Source organism: Mesorhizobium sp. CNPSo 4684 (assembly GCF_057784315.1).
In genome coordinates, this window is the sequence record NZ_JBWLUX010000047.1 from 20,211 (window position 1) to 36,781 (window position 16,571).

Consider the following 16,571-nt stretch of genomic DNA (forward strand, 5'->3'; position numbering starts at 1 on the left):
CAGGCCTTGCGCTCTCAGCCAGCGCCGGTCTCGCCCTGCTTGTGCGGGCGAACCCCGCAGAAACAGGCAAAGCCGCCTGCAGTAGCGAAAGTGAATTCATCTGCGTCACCGGTGTCAAGCGCCATGGAAAGGGGACTGGTGACGCTCATGCGGTCCAGCGCATGACGACGGCTGGTGCCGTGGCCATGATCGCGATCCCAGTAATGATGCGGCATATCCGTCTCCTCAACGCCAGCGATGGCGTATGCCGAGAAGACCTGCTTTGACGGCGGTTTATTCCCGCAGTGTGCAAATCCGGCTGTTCACAGTCGCGTGATCGGCCGGAGTGCATGAGCTTTATTTGGCCTCGTTGGCGATCAATCCGGCCAGCGCAGAGCGCCGGACGAATCCTTTCGCGGCTGTTTCAGCGCATCCGCCGGCCGGTCGGCCGCGGTCAGAACGGCGCGCAGGCGCTCGGCGACGATCTCGGCCTCGCCGGGGTGCAGATTGCACGGGTCGAGGAAGAAATGGCCGCGCTCGACCTCGTGATTGCGCACGATGATCGGCGGCGAGCCGGCCGCAAGTGCCGAGGCAAGGCCGGCGGCGGTGAAGCGGCTTTCGGGCGAGACGAAGATCTGCAGCCGGTCAAGTGGATTGGCGGTCGGGTCGGGAATGATGTGGGCGGCGATGCCCGGTATCCCTTGCAGCGCACCCTTCCAGAGATTGAGCGCCGCTTCCTCGCGCCGGCGGATGCCGGCATGGTCGCGCTTTTCCCAGGCTTCCAGTGCCGCCATGGTGCCGGCGATGCTTTCCTTGCCGACCTTCATGGCGCGGGCGACGCCGCGGTTCTGCAAATAGGCGGCGCGGACAAGATCCTTGCGGCCGGTGACGATGCCGCTGGTCGGCCCCGAGAGGAATTTGTGGCCGCTGTAGACGACGATGTCGGCGCCGCGCGCCAGGAAGCTGCGCAGATCATATTCGGAAGCCGCGTCGACGATCACCGGCACGCCCCTGGCGTGGCAGATCTCGCAGAATTCCTCGAGGGAAAGCATGCCGTATTGCACGGTGTGGTGTGCCACGACGTAGAGCGCTGCCGCCGTGCGCTCGTTGATCGCCTCGCGCACATGGTAGTCCTGGGTGACGCTGACGGTGCCGGCCGGAATGACCTTAGCGCCGGCGACGCGGATCGATTGGTCGATCGGCGCGCCGTAATTGACAACATGGCCAAGCTGGATGACGACTTCCGACTTCAGCCCTTCGGTGTCGTCGGGCAGCCGTTCGATCGCCAGCAAATTGGTGCCGGTCATCGCCCCGGCGATCGCCATGGTGATGCCTGAGGCGCAGCAGGCGGTGATGAAGCCGGCCTCGCCGCCGGTAAGGCGGGCGGTGATCGTGCTTGCGGCGCGCTGCAGATCGTCCATCTCAACCCATTGGGAGGCGATCTCGGCCATGGCGTTGATCGCTTCGGGAACGATGATCGAGGCGCCGAGTGTCGTCATAGTGCCGGAGACGTTGATGATCGGCCGCAGCCCCAGCCGTTCGCGGATCGTGGTGTTGGAGCCGGTGTCGGAATAGGTTTTCATGTTCAGCAAATCCCTTGGCTGTCAGGCAGCGATCTCGACGACCGCTTCGATTTCGACGGTGATGTTTCCAGGCAGCGAGCCGACGCCGATCGCCGAGCGGGCATGGCCGCCGATCTTGTCGAAGACGTTGGCGAACAGGTCCGAGCAGCCATTGACCACTTTCGGGTGGTCGCCGAAGGTCGGCGTCGCATTGACGAAGCCGAGCAGTTTGACGACGCGCACGATGCGGCCGAGATCGCCGGCCGCGGCATGCATGACGGCCAGCAGATTGAGGCCGGTGAGGCGGGCATGCTCATAGGCCTGCTCGACGGTGACGTCCTCGCCGACCTTGCCGGTGCACAGCGTGCCGTCGGCGCGCAGCGGCCCCTGACCTGAGAGAAAGATCAGCCGGCCGCTTTCGGCATGGGTGACGAAATTGGCGATCGGCGTCGGCGGCTCGGGCAGCGTCAGGCCGAGTTCGGCGAGCCGGATGTAAGGCGTCATGGAAGAATTCTCCTTGGGGCGGCTTCAGCCGCCCACGTCAGAACTGCGAGGCGCGGAACCGCGCCAGGAAAGTGCGCAGGCGCTCATTGGTGGTCTCTTGGGCGAGAATTTCCTTCGGCGGGCCGACAGCGCTGACACCGCCATCGGCCATGAAGACGATGCGGCTTGAAGCGTCGCGGGCAAAGGCCATCTCGTGGGTGACCATCACCATGGTCATGCCGTCTTCGGCGAGGCTGCGCACAACGGCCAGCACCTCGCCGACCAGTTCGGGGTCGAGTGCCGAGGTGATCTCGTCAAGCAGCAGGATTTTTGGTTCCATCGCCACCGCACGGGCAATGCCGACGCGCTGCTGCTGGCCTCCGGAGAGTTCCGCCGGCAGGCTGTCGGCCTTGTGGGCGAGGCCGACGCGGCCCAGCCAATGCTCGGCGATCTGGCGCGCCTCGGCCTTGCTCTTGCCGCGCACCTTGATGAGGCCGAGCATGATGTTGCCGGCGGCGGTGAGGTGCGGAAACAGGTTGAAGCTCTGGAACACCATGCCGGTCTCGGCGCGCATGGCGGCCAGGTCGCGCTCGCTGCGCCGCTGGCGCGCGCCGGCTTCGCGAAAACCGACCTCCTTGCCGTCGATACGGATCGAGCCTGAGTCATAGCTTTCGAGGAAGTTGACGCAGCGCAAAAGGGTCGTCTTGCCGCTGCCCGAAGGCCCGATGACGGTGACCACCTCGCCCTTCTCAACCGTGAGGCTGACCGAGCGCAGCACCTCGACCGAGCCGAAGGCTTTCGAGACCCCGGCAATGTCGAGAAGGGCTGGATTGTCGTTCGAGCTTGTGGCCATCGTGCTAGTCCCGGATGAAGGCGAAGCGCCGTTCCAGCCGCCGGCTGGCGTAGGAAAGCGCATAGTTGACGGCGAAATAGATCAAGGCGCCGAGGATATAGAGCGGCATTGCCTCATAGGTGCGGCCGATCACCTGGTTGATGGCCTGCATCAGGTCGGTGATGCCGAGCAGCGAGACCAGCGCGCTGCCCTTCACCGCATCGGTGACGCCGTTGATCCAGGGCGGCAGGAAGCGGCGGAATGCCTGCGGAAAGATGACGGAGGTAAGCCGTTGGTGAAAGGTCAGGCCGATCGCCATCGCCGCCTCGGACTGGCCTTTGGGAATGGAGCCGACGGCGCCGCGTACATACTCCACGACCTGCGCCGTCTTGAACAAGGTGAGCGCCAGCACGGCGGCCCAGAAGGATTGCAGGTGCAGCCCGGCGGCGGGCAGGCCGTAATAGACGAAGAACATCAGCACCAGGATCGGGATGCCGCGGATGGTGTCGGAGAAAATGCGCACCGCCCAGCGCAGCGGCGCCGGGCCATAGACCAGGCCGACGCCGAGTGCGACGCCGGCAATCAGCGACAGCACAACGACCAGCAGCGACACCCACAAGGTCACGGCGAAACCCTGGGCGAGGAACGGCAAGGCGTAGAGGATCTGGCTCAGCATGTCAGCGCGCCGCCCTGAACCGGCGCTCGACCAGCCGCAGCCCGAACAGCAGGGCGTAGCCGGTCACCAGATACATTGCCGTCGTCACCAGATAGACCTCGACGATGCGGAAGGTGTTGAAGTTGATCCACTGGGCGCCATAGGTCAGCTCCGGCACCGAGATGACCGAGGCGATGGACGTGTCCTTGAACAGCGAGATGAAGGTGTTGGACAGTGCCGGCAAGGTGATGCGCAACATAGTCGGCAGGCGCACGTGAACCAGCCGCTGCCATGGGGTGAGGCCGATCGCCTTGCCGGCGTCGAGCTGGCCGCGCGGCACGGCTTCGAGGCCGGAGCGGAAAACCTCGACCAGATAGGCGCCGCTATAGACCGACAGCGTCAGCACGAAGGAGGTCGGCGCGCTGTAGGCGAGATCGACCACCGTCGGCACGCCGTAAAAGACGAGATAGACCAGAAGGATCAGCGGCACGTTGCGGATGAATTCGACGTAAGCCGCGATGATCGCCCGCACCACGCGCCCGGCCGAGACATACCAGACCGCCAGCACCAGGCCGATGACGATGCCGATGGCGATCGATATGACGGCAAGCTCAAGGCTGAGCAGCAGGCCGCCCCATAGCTTGTCGAAATGCCGCCAGATCAGGTTGAAGTTGAGCGTATAGCCCATGCGTCTCCCGCGATGCCGAGGAACGTCAAAGAAGATGGTGGAAGGGTGCCGGGCACCCTCCCACCGACTAACGTCAGATTGTTATCATACAACCGGGAAACCGGGGTGGCGCGCCGGCGGCTCCTGGCCGAAATAATCCTTGAAGGCGGCGTCGTAGAGCGCCGTCTCGTGGCCGAACATGGCGATGGTGAAGGTCTGATTGACGTAGGTCAGCCAGTCGAGATCGCCCTGCCTGACCGCCGCGCCGTAAAGCATCGAGTACCAGCTCTTGCCGGCGTCGAAATATTTGTCGGGGTTGCGCGAGGCCAGCCAGCGCACCGTGGAAAGATCGACGGCGGCGGCATCGGCGCGCTTGGATTCCAGCGCCTGCAGCACATTGGCCTGGGTGTCGATCTGCAACACCTGCGCCTCGGGAAGCGCGAAATGGACCGAGCTTTCGGCGTCGACATTCTGCAGGATAGAGATGCGTGTCGCCGAACCGCCGGCGAGCAGCTTGTCGAAGGTCTTGTTTTCCGCTGTCGGCAGCGTCAGCAGGGCGACGCCCTCGACATAGTAGGGCCGCGAGAAGTGGATCAGCTGCGAGCGCTGCGCGGTCATGGTCATGAACTGGATGGTGATGTCGACCTTATTGGTGGTGACATTGGGGATGCGCTGCGCCGGGTCCTGCATGACGAACTCGACCTTGCTCGGATCGTCGAACAGCCCCTTGGCCAGGATGCGGCCCATGGTGATGTCCATGCCCACCAGTTCGCCGGCATCGTTCTCGAAATGCCACGGCGCATTGGTGCTGCCGGTGCCGACGATCAGCTTGCCGCGGTCGAGCGCGGTGCGCAGCACGCTGTCGGATGCGGCTTGTGCTGCCGCCTTCTCGGCGCTGACCGCGGTCATAACGCCGGCCGTTGCCAGCCCGGCCATGCCCAGTTTCAGAAAATCTCGCTTGGATGTGTCGTTCACTGCGACCTCCTGTTCGTTTGAGTTCCCCTTACAGGCACATGTGTTGCATGCGATTTGTCTCTTACAAAAGACACATGTATCCTATACAAGACAGATACTAACATTAGGAATCGACAATGCAAGACGCCAATGACGTCACCGATCAGCCGGTTCTTGGCCCAGCCGCTGAACGGACATCAGGCTCGCGCGAAAAGGGTCTCAACCGGGTGCTGGAGATCCTGGAGTTCCTGCATGTCACGCAGCGCGCCATCGGCATCGGCGACCTCGCCAAAGGGGTGAATGCGCCGCGCTCCACCACCTACACGCTGGTGCGCTCGCTGGTCGATGCGGGTCTCCTGGAGATGGAGGGCGACGGCAACAGGGTCTATTTCGGCAAGAAGCTCTATCTCTACGGAATGGACTATGTCCGGGGCAACGACCTGCTCCGCAGGGGCCGGCAGGAGGTCGACAATCTGTCGCGCGAGACCGGCGAGACCTCCGAATTGTGCATGCTGCAAAGCGGCCGCTACACCATCGTCCATTCCAGCCCCGGCACCAGGCCGTTCCGCATCAGCTCGGCCACCGGCCTGCAGATCCCGCTGCCATGGACGGCATCAGGGCGGCTGCTTCTGGCCGGGTTTGAGAGGGCTACTATCCAGGACATGGTGTCGGACGACGACCTTTTGCTGCCGGATGGCCGCAGGCTGCAGCTCGACGATTTCATCGCCGATATCGCGACGGCCAGGACGACCGGCTATTGCATCACCTCGGGGCTGGTCGACGCTTATACCAAATGCCTGGCCGCTCCGGTCTTTTCTGTCACAGGCAAGGTTGAGGCAACGATGTGCCTGGTGGTTCCGATCGACACCGCGAAGGAAAAGACCGACGAGCTTATTGCGCTGTTGCGTGAACGCGCCGCAAGGCTTTCGATCCCGGGGTAAGGGGTCAGGCTCCGAGGCTATCGCTCAGGCGATGATGTCCGGGATGATCTTGTCTTCCAGCGCCATCAGCCGGTCCTTGAGGAACAGTTTCTTCTTCTTCATGCGTTGGATCTGCAAGGGATCACAACCCATGGCGATCATCGCATTGATGGCCGCGTCGAAATCGGCATGCTCTTGTTTCAGCCGAGAAAATTCGAGGCGGATATCAGCCTGTTCCTGTTCGGACATTATCTACCGTCTGCACGTCTGCGGCGCCCAATGATGGGCCTGATTGGGCGGGACCGGCGGGGTTTTGTAGCCGGCGCGCAGCCCATACCACATTTCACATTGTCGTGGAATGCTACCACGCAGCATTCGACATCTCAGTTGGATGGTGGCAGAGTGTCATGGTGCCGTCACAGAACGACCTGCGGTGGACGTGCCTTTGACGGCTGCAATCGAGGAAACCATGAAAGGGAGAACCAATCATGTCTCTTGCATCCCATCTTGATGAGTTGCAGCGGAAACACGGTGATATCGAGCGCGAGATCGATGATGCCATGAATCATCCATCGGTCGACGACCTCGAAATCGTGAATCTCAAGCGACGCAAGCTGGCACTCAAGGACGAGATTGAGAAACTGAAGGCGAAACCGACGACACACTGACGCCCTTCCTGGACTAGACGCGCCGCTCCGGCGCGCATCCATCGCTCCGGTGGCGACACGCCGCCGGAGGCGGTTACTTGTTACTGTTTCCGACACTGTTGGCCGGTCGACACCGTCTGTGACGGGTAGCCGCGCCGCTGCAATTTGGCGGCTCTGCCTGCCTGTCGCCATTGACAAGCCATCTTTGCTCCTCCACCTCATGCCCGAACCTCAGCGCAATGCGCTGATAACTGTTTGAGCGTAGGTTTGCGCGTCAACGCGAACGCAGGTCGCTCAGGAGCTCAAGAGGCTGCCGGCATGACCGGATATTTTTCCTCGCCCTTTCCGCGCCGCACCTCGGTCAGCGTCGATGTCGGCGGTGTGACCGTCGGCGGCGGCGCGCCGGTCGTCGTGCAGTCGATGACTAACACCGACACGGCCGATATCGACCAGACCGTCGCGCAGGTTGCTGCCCTGCATCGCGCCGGGTCGGAGATCGTGCGCATCACCGTCGACCGCGACGAGAGCGCCGCCGCCGTGCCGCGCATCCGTGAGCGGCTCGAACGGCTCGGCATCAATGTGCCGCTGGTCGGCGATTTCCATTATATCGGCCACAAGCTGCTCGCCGATCATCCGGCCTGCGCCGAGGCGCTGGCCAAATACCGCATCAATCCCGGCAATGTCGGCTTCAAGGACAAGAAGGACCGCCAGTTCGCGGCGATCGTCGAAATGGCGATCAAGCACGACAAGCCGGTGCGCATCGGCGTCAATTGGGGCTCGCTCGATCAGGAGCTGCTCACCCGGCTGATGGACGAGAACCAGCGCCAAGGCTTTCCGCTGACGGCGCAGGAGGTCACCCGCGAGGCGATCGTGCAGTCGGCGATCCTGTCGGCCGAAATGGCCGAAGAAATCGGCTTGGCCCGCGAAAAGATCATCCTGTCGGCCAAGGTCAGCGGCGTGCAGGATTTGATTGCCGTCTATACCGAGCTTGCGACCCGCTCCAACCATGCGCTGCATCTCGGCCTCACCGAAGCCGGCATGGGCTCCAAGGGCATTGTCGCCTCGTCGGCTGCCATGGGCATCCTTTTGCAGCAAGGCATTGGCGACACCATCCGCATTTCGCTGACGCCGGAGCCGAATGGCGACCGCACGCGCGAGGTGCAGGTGTCGCAGGAGCTCTTGCAGACCATGGGCTTTCGCCAGTTCGTGCCGATCGTCGCCGCTTGCCCCGGCTGCGGCCGCACCACATCCACCGTGTTCCAGGAGTTGGCGCAGAACATCCAGGCAGACCTGCGCAAGAACATGCCGGTGTGGCGCGAAAAATATCCCGGCGTCGAGAACCTCAAGGTCGCGGTGATGGGGTGCATCGTCAACGGCCCCGGCGAGTCCAAGCATGCCGATATCGGCATTTCGCTGCCCGGCACCGGCGAGACGCCGACGGCGCCCGTCTTCGTCGACGGCAAGAAGGCGGCGACGCTGCGCGGCCCATCGATCGCCGCCGATTTCGAGAAAATGGTCGCCGACTACATCGAGCAGCGGTTTGGACAGCACGGCAAGGCCGCAGCGGAATAGGCCGTGCGGGGGCTGTTTAAAGCCGCTGTGGTCCTGCTCTGCTGGCTGGGTTGCGCCGGACAGGCACTCGCCGATCCACCGCAATCGCGCTCTGCGGCGAAACGATTGATCGGCCGCGTCTGCGACCTGATCGAGGCGCATGCCGAGCAGAACGGCCTGCCCAAGGATTTCTTCGCCCGGCTGATCTGGAAGGAAAGCCGGTTTGATCCCAATGCGGTGAGCCCGGTCGGCGCTGAAGGCATCGCCCAGTTCATGCCGGGCACCGCAAAAATGCGCGGGCTGGCCGATCCTTTCGACATCGACCAGGCGATCCCGGCCTCGGCGAAGTATCTCGCCGAGATGAAGGTCAGCTATGGCAATCTCGGCTTGGCGGCGGCCGCCTACAATGCCGGCGAGAACCGGGTGTCGCGTTGGCTCGGCTCCGGCGGCTTCCTGCCGATGGAAACCGAAGCTTACGTCTTCGACGTCATGGGCGAGCCGGTCGACAAATTCTCCGACAGCGCCTACGCCGGAACGGTCGCGCCGCTCGATGCCAAGACCAGCTTTGCCGTCGCCTGCCGCAAGCTGCCAGTGATCATGTCCAGAACCGTGGCGATGGCTTCGATCAATGTGAAGCCATGGGGCGTGCAGGTGGCAGGCAATTTCCGCCGCGGTGCTGCGATCAATCAATGGCTGCGGGTCAGGAGCCGGTTTCCGGCGCTGCTTTCCGGGCATGATCCGGTGGTCAGCCGGGTGCGCACGCCGATCGGCCGGCGGGGCATTTATGCGGTCAGGATCGGTGTCGACGACCGCGCTGCGGCCAATGTCATCTGCCAAAAGCTGCAGAGCGTCGGCGGCGCCTGTATCGTCGTGCGCAACCGGTAGGCACGAGGGTGACGATATGACTGCCAAAATCGTCCTGCTCAATGGTGTCGGCAGCGCCGGCAAGAGTTCGATTGCCAGAGCCCTGCAGACGATCACCGCCACGCCCTTCCTGCATGTCCAGATGGATGCCTTCATCGACATGCTGCCGGAGGCGCTTCAGGATCAAGCCGACGGGTTTTCCTTTGAGACCGTGCTGGAAAACGGCAAGCCGTCGGTGGTGATCAGGAGCGGGCCGGTCGGCGCGCGAACAATGCGCGGCATGCGCCACGCCATCGCCGCCATGGCCGGGCAAGGCAACGATCTCATCGTCGACGACGTGATCTTCAATGACGAGATAGCGGAGTATGTCGAGCTGCTGTCGGGTTTCGACCTGTATCTGGTCGGCGTCTTCGCGCCGCTGGAAGTCCTTGAGGCAAGGGAAGCCGCGCGCGCCAACAGGCTGCCCGGACTGGCGCGCTGGCAGTATCCTCGCGTCCACACGGGCATAGGCTACGACCTCGAAGTCGACACCAGCCAACTCACGCCGCTCGAATGCGCCCGTCGCATCCAGCAGGAATTTACGCTATAGGCCGGCCCTTGGCCTGGGTTGCCTTGACTCCGAAGAGCGGCAAGGACCTTGCATGTTAGACGGCTACATAATCTGCGGCACGCCCAGAACCGGAAGCACTTTGCTGTGCGGCCTGCTGGCATCGACCAAGATGGCCGGCGATCCGCACTCGTTCTACCGGCGGCAGAATATAGCGGAATGGGCCGAAGAGTGGGGCCTGCCCAGTCGCGATACAATGAGCGCGCATGAGTTCGATGTCGCCTATCTCGATGCGGCAATCCGGGCCGGGAAGGGCGGGACAAATGTCTTCGGCCTGCGCCTGATGCGGGAAAATCTGGATGAGCTCCAGACGATCCTCGGCCGGATTTTCCCGGACCTCCCATCCGACAAAGCGCGTTTTGAAAAGGCCTTCGGCCGTGTCCTCTACATCCATCTTTCGCGCGAGAACAAGCTGGCGCAGGCGGTGTCGCTGATCAAGGCGGAGCAGACCGGGCTTTGGCATATCGCGCCTGACGGAACCGAGATCGAACGGGTCGCGCCGCCGCAGGAACCCCGATACGATTTCGAGCGGATCCAGCATGAGCTCGCCAAACTCGAAGCCTATGACGCGGCCTGGAACACATGGTTTGCGGAGCAGGGGATAATGCCGCTGCTGATTGGCTATGAGCGGCTTTCAAGCGATCAGGCGGCTACGTTGATGACCATCTGTGCAGCGCTCGGCGTTCAGGCGCCGAACGCGGAGGATGTGAAGCCTGGCGTTGCAAAACTCTCGGACGCTACCAGCCTAGACTGGATAAGGCGCTATGGTCTGGACGCGGCCGTCTGAAGCGAATGCCATCGTCGACGGGGGTGCGCCTGTCGCACGAGGTGAACATTTTCAAGTACAGGCGGCGGTATGACCGATCCCATCTACACCGATCCCGACTTCGTCCAGTTCTATGACATCGAGAACCAGGATCACCGTTCCGATTTTGACTGCTGCATCCGCCTTGCCGAAGATGCGTGCTCGATCCTCGATCTCGGCTGCGGCACCGGTCAACTGGCCGCCGAAATGGCCAGGGGACGCAGCGTTACTGGCGTCGATCCGGCGTCGGCCATGCTCGACGTTGCGCGCCGCAGGATCGGCGGCGACAAGGTCGACTGGATCGAGGCAGACGCGCGAACGGTGCGGCTCGGGCGACGCTTCGACCTGGTGCTGCTGACCGGTCACGTGTTCCAGGTTTTTCTGACAGAAGACGACCAGCGGGCGGTGCTGCGCACCATCGCCGAACATCTCGCTCCGGGCGGGCGCTTCGTTTTCGACACCCGCGACGCCGCCGCGAAGGCGTGGCTTGAATGGACGCCGCAGCGTTCCGAGCGGATGGTAGCGCATCCCGCTCTCGGTACCGTCAAGGCCTGGTATGATGCCGCATACGATGCCGCCACCGGCGTCGTGGCCTATTCGACCTTCTATGAAATTCCAGGCGGCAGACCCGTTCTGAGTGCCGCATCGAGAATCGCATTTCCGAAGAAGGAAGATCTCGCCGGGATGCTGGACGAAGCCGGCCTGCTGGTGGAGCAATGGCTCGGCGGCTGGCAGGGCGAACCCTATGTCGACGCCTCGTCGGAAATCATTCCCATCGGCCGGTTACGCTGACGGATCAAGCCGTCTTCGCCGCCACAGTCTCGCTGAGCCAGGTGCCGATCTTGCTACCGAGGCGGTCGGGCGAAACGGGCTTGGGCAGATAGTCGTCCATGCCGGCCTCGATGCATTTGTCGCGGTCACCCTTCAGCGCGTGCGCGGTCACGCCGATGATCGGCGTGTGGTTGCCTGTCGCCGCCTCCGCCGCCCGGATGGCGCGGGTAGCCTCGTAGCCGTTCATCTCCGGCATGGAGACGTCCATCAGGATCAGCTTCGGCCGCAGCGCCCGGTACATCTCGACGGCGGTGCGGCCATTGCCGGCGATGCGGTAGCTGAGGCCAAGCCCATTGAGGATCTGGCCGAACACCAACTGATTCACGTCATTGTCCTCGGCAATAAGGATATCGATCGGGCCGTTCGGCGTGGTCATCGATTCGGGCACTGTGGCGGCAGGCATTACCGGACCGCGAATGACGGTGAAGGCCGGCGGCGCCATAGGCGCCGCCTGCGCAACCACGGGCTCGCGAGTGAATTGGGCCTTGCCAATCTGGGCGCGGGCCTTCTGGATGACCGAGATGACGGTGCCGAGCAGGATGGCCGAGCGCGCCGGCTTGGTCAGATGCGCGGCGATACCGAAATCGATGACCATCTTGCCGAAATCGACCTGGTCGACCGAAGTCAACAGCACCATCGGGATGGCGGAGAGACGGCTGTCGGCGGCAATCGCCTTGGCGACGTCGGCGCCGTTCATGCCGGGCATTTGGTAGTCAAGGATAATGCAGTCGACCGCCGCACCCAGCTGGCTGGCCCGATCGAGGAAGGCGAGGCCGACAGCACCGCTTTCGGCAGCCGCGCAGTCGAAGCTCCAGCTTCTGAGCTGTTCCAGCAGGATCTCGCGGTTGACCGGGTTGTCGTCGATGACCAGCACGCGGGCGCCGGTGACGTCGACCGGCACGATCTCGTCGCGCGAGTCCTGCTGATGCGCAGGCAGCGGCACGGCGAACCAGAACACCGAGCCGCGGCCGATCTCGCTTTCGACGCCGATCTTGCCGCCCATCAGGTCGACGAGGCGGGCGGCAATGGCAAGGCCGAGGCCCGTGCCTTCATGGCGGCGCGTCGACGAGCCGTCGACCTGGGCGAATTTCTCGAACACGTTCTCCAGCTTCTCGGCCGGAATGCCGATGCCGGTGTCCTCGACGCGAACCTTGAGCTGGACCAGACCGTCGACCACCTCGCCGCTGACATCGATCAGCACATGGCCCTTTTCGGTGAACTTCACCGCGTTGCCGAGCAGATTGGTGACGATCTGGCGGAAGCGTCCGGCATCGCCGACAACATGGGCCGGCAGGCGCGGATCGACACGCACGATCAGTTCGAGGTTCTTTTCAGCGACGCGCGCCGACACCAGCGTCGCCACGTCTTCGACCGCTTCGGCAAGCCGGAAGGGCGCCGGATCGAGCGTCAGCTGGCCGGCATTGATCTTGGAGAAATCGAGGATGTCGTTGATGATGGTGAGCAGCGCATTGCCGGATTTGACGATGACGTCGGTGAAGGTTTTCTGGCGCGCGGTCAGGTCGGTCTTGGCGAGCAGCTCGGCCATGCCCAGCACGCCGTTCATCGGCGTGCGGATCTCGTGGCTCATATTGGCCAGGAATTCCGATTTGGCTCGGTCGGCCGCTTCGGCCTTGAACAAGGATGCGGCGGATTCGGTGAAGGCGCGGCGGATCGCCTTTTCCATCGGCCGGAAGATCCACAAGGCGGCAATGGCAAGAACCGCGAACAAAAGGCCGCTTGCCCACAAAAGCAGCCGGTCGCTGGAGGCGTCGGCCAGATGGCGTTCACTGTCCATGGCGGTGCGCACCCGCACCAGCATCGGCTGGACGAACAGATCGTTCTGGTTGAGGATTTCGCGCGAACTCCATTCGTCGGTCTTTTGCGCCGCCGACATCAGGTTGAAGTTGCGCACCATATCGCGCGACGACCAGAACAGGTCGCCGTTGACGGAAGCGGAGGAGAGTTCGTTGAGGGTCCTGGCCGACAGGCTCGGCTTGATCGCGGCAAGCTGGGCCGAGAGCGTTTCGATCTCTCCGGTCAGGCGCTGCGAATGGCCTCGCGCGGCGGCGGCAAGGCCGTCACGGGTTTCCGTGCGCCAGGCGGTGCTGGCGGTTTCGGCAAAACTGGAGGCGTTGCGCAGATCGCGGGTGAAGACGACGAGATTGCTGCTCAGCGCGTCGACGTCGTGACGAAATGAATTGACGCGATTGAGCGCAAACATGACGGCGGCGGAGGCCAGCGCGAAGATCAGCAATCCCGAGATATAGCGGATCCGGATCGAACGGATGAAGGAAGAGTATTCCGGCATGCGCAACCCCAACACATACGCATCATTTTAATGGTCGGGATTACGCTTGATTTACATTAAAATTTCGTTCGCGCCGGAGCCGTTGCATTCATATATGCCAAGCACGGACTGGATGCGATATCCCGAACTCAGGCGTCCTTGGCCCGGTAGGCATCCGGAATGACGAAGACTTCGTCAGCGCGACCGTAGCCTCCGTCGGCGACTTCCTCGATCAGCACCATTGTGTAGGGGCGAACGCCTTCGCCGAAATACTCGACGAACATTTGCGTGGTCCTGTGAACGAGTTCTTCCTTCTGTGTCTTCGTTAGAGCGGCCTGCGGTGTCTTGAAGTTGGCAAACGGCATTTTCAGTTTCCTTCAGGTTGAATGCTGCAGGAATGGATATATCCTGCCACGTTATCCGAATAATCGGCGAACTCTTGACAGCAGTATTCGGACGGAGCGAACAATAGGCTATGGATCGACTCGACAGGATGCGGCTGTTCGTTCGCGTGGTGGAACGGCGCAATTTCACGGCGGCGGCGGCCGATCTCGGCTTGCCGCGTTCAACCGCGACCGAAGCAATCAAACACCTGGAGGATCATCTCGGGACGAGGCTGTTGGACAGGACCACGCGCCACGTTGCCACGACGCTTGATGGACAGGCCTATTACGAGCGCTGCCTCTCGATCCTGGGTGAAGTGGAGGATGCCGAGGCGGGATTCCGCAGCGCCGAACCGCGCGGCCTGTTGCGCATCGACGCGCATCCGCTGCTCACGCAGAGGTTCCTGTTACCGGAGTTGCCTGCGTTCCTCGAACGCTATCCCCAGATCGATCTCCATATCGGCCAGGGCGACCGGCTGGTCGATCTGGTACGCGAAGGGGTCGATTGCGTCATCCGTGCGGGCGAACCACAAGACAGCGGCATGATCATGCGACGGCTGGCGATGATCGGCGAAATCACCTGCGCCAGCCCGATCTATCTGAAGCGCCAGGGAGTGCCGGCATCGCCTGACGCCCTGGAAGGCCACCAGGCCATCGGTTTCGTCTCCTCGCGCACAGGCGAAGTCCTGCCGCTGGAGTTCACGATCGGCACAAGGGTGCATCGGGTCACGCTGCCGGGCCGGGTGAAGGTCAACAATTCGGACACCGCGGCCGCGCTGGCGCGCCTGGGCTTCGGGCTTCTGCAAGCACCACGCTATCGGCTCGAAAAAGATCTGGCGGACGGGACACTGGTCGAGGTGCTGCAGGATTTTCCGCCGACGCCGACGCCATTATCGGCGCTCTATCCGCAGAACCGGCAGCTTGCTCCCCGGCTACGCGCTTTCCTGGAATGGGCGTCCCGCATCTTCGCCGAGGCGACACTGTGAAGCTCGGATCGGCGTCATCCCCTGCGCCAATCTCAGCTGTTGCGCAAAAAAATCTGGCCTGATGTCACACCAGCCGATCCTGTCTCGTCATGAGAGTGTACCCAACAACAAGGACTGCAATCATGACCGCCAAACTGGACCTCTTCGCCGCTGCCCCTGCGCTGATCAAGCAGTGGCAGCGCGCATCGAACGAGCTCTCTGTCGCCGCCGGGCTCGAGCACAGCCTCAACGAGCTGGTCAAGCTTCGGGCGTCGCAGATCAATGGCTGCGCCAACTGCATCAATCTGCATGCGACCGAAGCACGCGAGAATGGCGAGACCGAGCAGCGCATCTACCTGCTGCCGGCCTGGCGCGAGGCGCCCTGCTATAGCGACCGCGAACGTGCCGCGCTCGGCTGGACCGATGCGCTCACGCGCCTCTCGGAAGGACAGGACCGCGAACGCGCCTATGATGATCTGAAGGCGCATTTCACTGACGAGGAGCAGGTGAAGCTCACCGTGTTGATCAATATCATCAATGGCTGGAACCGCATCGCTGTCGGCTTTGGGCTCTACACCGATGCTGCGGCGATACGCGCCAGCGCCAAGGCGGCAGCGGCCTGATGACGCCGGCTGAAACCGAGGATGCGGCAGCGGGCTTCGGCCCGCTGCGGCCGAAGCTGATGCGGGTCGCGTACCGCATGCTCGGTTCGGTGACCGACGCCGAGGATGTCGTGCAGGAGGCCTTCATTCGCTGGATGGGAACCGACCGGTCGCAGGTGCGCGAGCCCGAAGCGTTCCTGCGCCGTACGGTGACGCGGCTTTGCCTCGACCAGCTCAAATCCGCGCGACACAAGCGCGAAACCTATATCGGTCCTTGGCTGCCCGAGCCGATCGTGGAAGAGGACGACCTGGAAGACGTCACCTTGCCGCTGATGCTGGTGCTGGAGCGGCTTTCGCCGCTGGAGCGGGCGGCCTTTCTGCTGCACGATGTGTTCGGGCTGGAATTCGAGGAGGTCGCGACCGCCCTCGACCGCGACCCAGCCGCTTGTCGCCAGCTTGCCGCGCGTGCCCGCGCCCATGTCCGCCAGGCCCGGCCCCGCTTCAAGGTGGAGAAGCAGCGTGGCCTCGAGATCGCCGAGGCTTTCTTCACGGCCTCGCGCAGCGGCGACATGCAGGCGCTCGGCGCGCTGTTGACGGAAGATGTCAGCGCCCATGCCGATGGCGGCGGCAAGCGTCCGGCAGCCATGCAGCCGCTGCTCGGCTTCGATGCCGTCATGAAGCAGTACGAGCAGGTGGCGGTCTGGCTGCGCGAGAACGGCTCGACGCTGGTTCGCGTCGGCTTCATCAACGGATTGCCAGGGTTCATCACGCTGGAAGCCGATGGTGAATTGCAGACGACCGCGCTCGACATCGAGGGTGGAAAGATCGCGGCCATCTATGTCATGCGCAATCCAGACAAGCTCCGGCATCTGCATTAGGTAGTAGACTCACAAGCGCACAGCCACGGGCAGTCGGCAAACGACCTCATTCCGGCTATTGGTCACCTGCCAGCAGGGCAAATAGAGGACATACAGTCA

20 protein-coding genes are annotated in these 16,571 nt (G+C 63.0%); 10 read left to right on the forward strand and 10 right to left on the reverse strand.

Going from position 1 to position 16,571, the window contains the following annotated elements; genetic code table 11:
* Positions 1-14: 14 nt before the first annotated feature.
* The 7 genes from AC04SG_RS29955 to AC04SG_RS29985 all read right to left on the reverse strand — a co-directional run bounded on the left by AC04SG_RS29955 (position 15) and on the right by AC04SG_RS29985 (position 5,114).
* Complete coding sequence (locus tag AC04SG_RS29955) at positions 15-215, reverse strand: hypothetical protein (RefSeq protein ID WP_192259272.1); 201 nt, start codon at positions 213-215, stop codon at positions 15-17.
* Between the two features lie 141 nt (positions 216-356).
* On the reverse strand, positions 357-1,562 hold the full coding sequence (locus AC04SG_RS29960; RefSeq protein ID WP_488553977.1) for an aminotransferase class V-fold PLP-dependent enzyme: 1,206 nt from the start codon (positions 1,560-1,562) through the stop codon (positions 357-359).
* 21 nt (positions 1,563-1,583) lie between these two features.
* Positions 1,584-2,045 carry a RidA family protein gene (locus AC04SG_RS29965; protein ID WP_488553978.1) on the reverse strand — a complete coding sequence of 154 codons (462 nt, stop codon included), beginning with the start codon at positions 2,043-2,045 and terminating at the stop codon, positions 1,584-1,586.
* 37 nt (positions 2,046-2,082) lie between these two features.
* On the reverse strand, positions 2,083-2,877 hold the full coding sequence (locus AC04SG_RS29970) for an amino acid ABC transporter ATP-binding protein (RefSeq protein ID WP_488553979.1): 795 nt from the start codon (positions 2,875-2,877) through the stop codon (positions 2,083-2,085).
* 4 nt (positions 2,878-2,881) lie between these two features.
* Positions 2,882-3,532, reverse strand: coding sequence for an amino acid ABC transporter permease (locus AC04SG_RS29975; protein WP_477340850.1), 651 nt, complete (start codon positions 3,530-3,532; stop codon positions 2,882-2,884).
* Between the two features lies 1 nt (position 3,533).
* Entirely contained in the window at positions 3,534-4,199 is a 666-nt protein-coding gene (locus tag AC04SG_RS29980) for an amino acid ABC transporter permease (RefSeq protein WP_192259277.1), read from the reverse strand.
* Positions 4,200-4,283: 84 nt separating this feature from the next.
* Entirely contained in the window at positions 4,284-5,114 is an 831-nt protein-coding gene (locus tag AC04SG_RS29985) for a transporter substrate-binding protein (protein ID WP_488554016.1), read from the reverse strand.
* 155 nt (positions 5,115-5,269) lie between these two features.
* On the opposite strand from AC04SG_RS29985, the gene AC04SG_RS29990 reads away from it, so the two are divergent.
* On the forward strand, positions 5,270-6,073 hold the full coding sequence (locus AC04SG_RS29990) for an IclR family transcriptional regulator (protein WP_488553980.1): 804 nt from the start codon (positions 5,270-5,272) through the stop codon (positions 6,071-6,073).
* A gap of 24 nt (positions 6,074-6,097) precedes the next feature.
* Here the strand turns inward: AC04SG_RS29990 and AC04SG_RS29995 are convergent, their stop codons facing one another.
* Positions 6,098-6,301, reverse strand: a complete 204-nt coding sequence (locus tag AC04SG_RS29995) for a YdcH family protein (protein WP_112559568.1) — start codon at positions 6,299-6,301, stop codon at positions 6,098-6,100.
* A 239-nt stretch (positions 6,302-6,540) separates the two neighbouring features.
* Between AC04SG_RS29995 and AC04SG_RS30000 the strand changes: the two genes are divergently transcribed.
* The 6 genes from AC04SG_RS30000 to AC04SG_RS30025 all read left to right on the forward strand — a co-directional run bounded on the left by AC04SG_RS30000 (position 6,541) and on the right by AC04SG_RS30025 (position 11,318).
* Positions 6,541-6,720 (forward strand): YdcH family protein, encoded by a 180-nt coding sequence (locus AC04SG_RS30000; RefSeq protein WP_095487303.1) that lies wholly within the window; start codon positions 6,541-6,543, stop codon positions 6,718-6,720.
* Positions 6,721-7,017: 297 nt separating this feature from the next.
* Positions 7,018-8,271 carry a flavodoxin-dependent (E)-4-hydroxy-3-methylbut-2-enyl-diphosphate synthase gene (gene ispG / locus AC04SG_RS30005; protein ID WP_488553981.1) on the forward strand — a complete coding sequence of 418 codons (1,254 nt, stop codon included), beginning with the start codon at positions 7,018-7,020 and terminating at the stop codon, positions 8,269-8,271.
* Positions 8,272-8,274: 3 nt separating this feature from the next.
* A complete protein-coding gene (locus AC04SG_RS30010; protein ID WP_488553982.1) occupies positions 8,275-9,135 on the forward strand; it encodes a transglycosylase SLT domain-containing protein in 861 nt (286 codons plus the stop codon).
* A 16-nt stretch (positions 9,136-9,151) separates the two neighbouring features.
* A complete protein-coding gene (locus AC04SG_RS30015; protein WP_488553983.1) occupies positions 9,152-9,703 on the forward strand; it encodes a chloramphenicol phosphotransferase CPT family protein in 552 nt (183 codons plus the stop codon).
* 52 nt (positions 9,704-9,755) lie between these two features.
* Positions 9,756-10,508 carry a Stf0 family sulfotransferase gene (locus tag AC04SG_RS30020; RefSeq protein WP_488553984.1) on the forward strand — a complete coding sequence of 251 codons (753 nt, stop codon included), beginning with the start codon at positions 9,756-9,758 and terminating at the stop codon, positions 10,506-10,508.
* A 69-nt stretch (positions 10,509-10,577) separates the two neighbouring features.
* The gene (locus AC04SG_RS30025; RefSeq protein WP_488553985.1) at positions 10,578-11,318 is read left to right on the forward strand and encodes a class I SAM-dependent methyltransferase; all 741 of its coding nucleotides are present in this window, start codon (positions 10,578-10,580) and stop codon (positions 11,316-11,318) included.
* Between the two features lie 4 nt (positions 11,319-11,322).
* Here AC04SG_RS30025 and AC04SG_RS30030 read toward each other — a convergent pair whose 3' ends face one another.
* Together AC04SG_RS30030 and AC04SG_RS30035 are read right to left on the reverse strand one after the other, a co-directional pair.
* Positions 11,323-13,665: a response regulator gene (locus tag AC04SG_RS30030; protein ID WP_488553986.1), complete on the reverse strand. Its 2,343-nt coding sequence runs from the start codon at positions 13,663-13,665 to the stop codon at positions 11,323-11,325.
* A gap of 128 nt (positions 13,666-13,793) precedes the next feature.
* On the reverse strand, positions 13,794-14,009 hold the full coding sequence (locus AC04SG_RS30035; protein ID WP_112559562.1) for a tautomerase family protein: 216 nt from the start codon (positions 14,007-14,009) through the stop codon (positions 13,794-13,796).
* 110 nt (positions 14,010-14,119) lie between these two features.
* Here AC04SG_RS30035 and AC04SG_RS30040 point away from each other — a divergent pair, with 110 nt between their 5' ends.
* The 3 genes from AC04SG_RS30040 to AC04SG_RS30050 all read left to right on the forward strand — a co-directional run bounded on the left by AC04SG_RS30040 (position 14,120) and on the right by AC04SG_RS30050 (position 16,472).
* Positions 14,120-15,013, forward strand: a complete 894-nt coding sequence (locus tag AC04SG_RS30040) for a LysR family transcriptional regulator (protein WP_488553987.1) — start codon at positions 14,120-14,122, stop codon at positions 15,011-15,013.
* A gap of 122 nt (positions 15,014-15,135) precedes the next feature.
* A complete protein-coding gene (locus AC04SG_RS30045; protein ID WP_488553988.1) occupies positions 15,136-15,615 on the forward strand; it encodes a carboxymuconolactone decarboxylase family protein in 480 nt (159 codons plus the stop codon).
* Complete coding sequence (locus AC04SG_RS30050) at positions 15,615-16,472, forward strand: sigma-70 family RNA polymerase sigma factor (RefSeq protein WP_488553989.1); 858 nt, start codon at positions 15,615-15,617, stop codon at positions 16,470-16,472. Before AC04SG_RS30045 ends, AC04SG_RS30050 begins: the two co-directional genes overlap by 1 nt.
* The last annotated feature ends 99 nt before the right edge of the window (positions 16,473-16,571 follow it).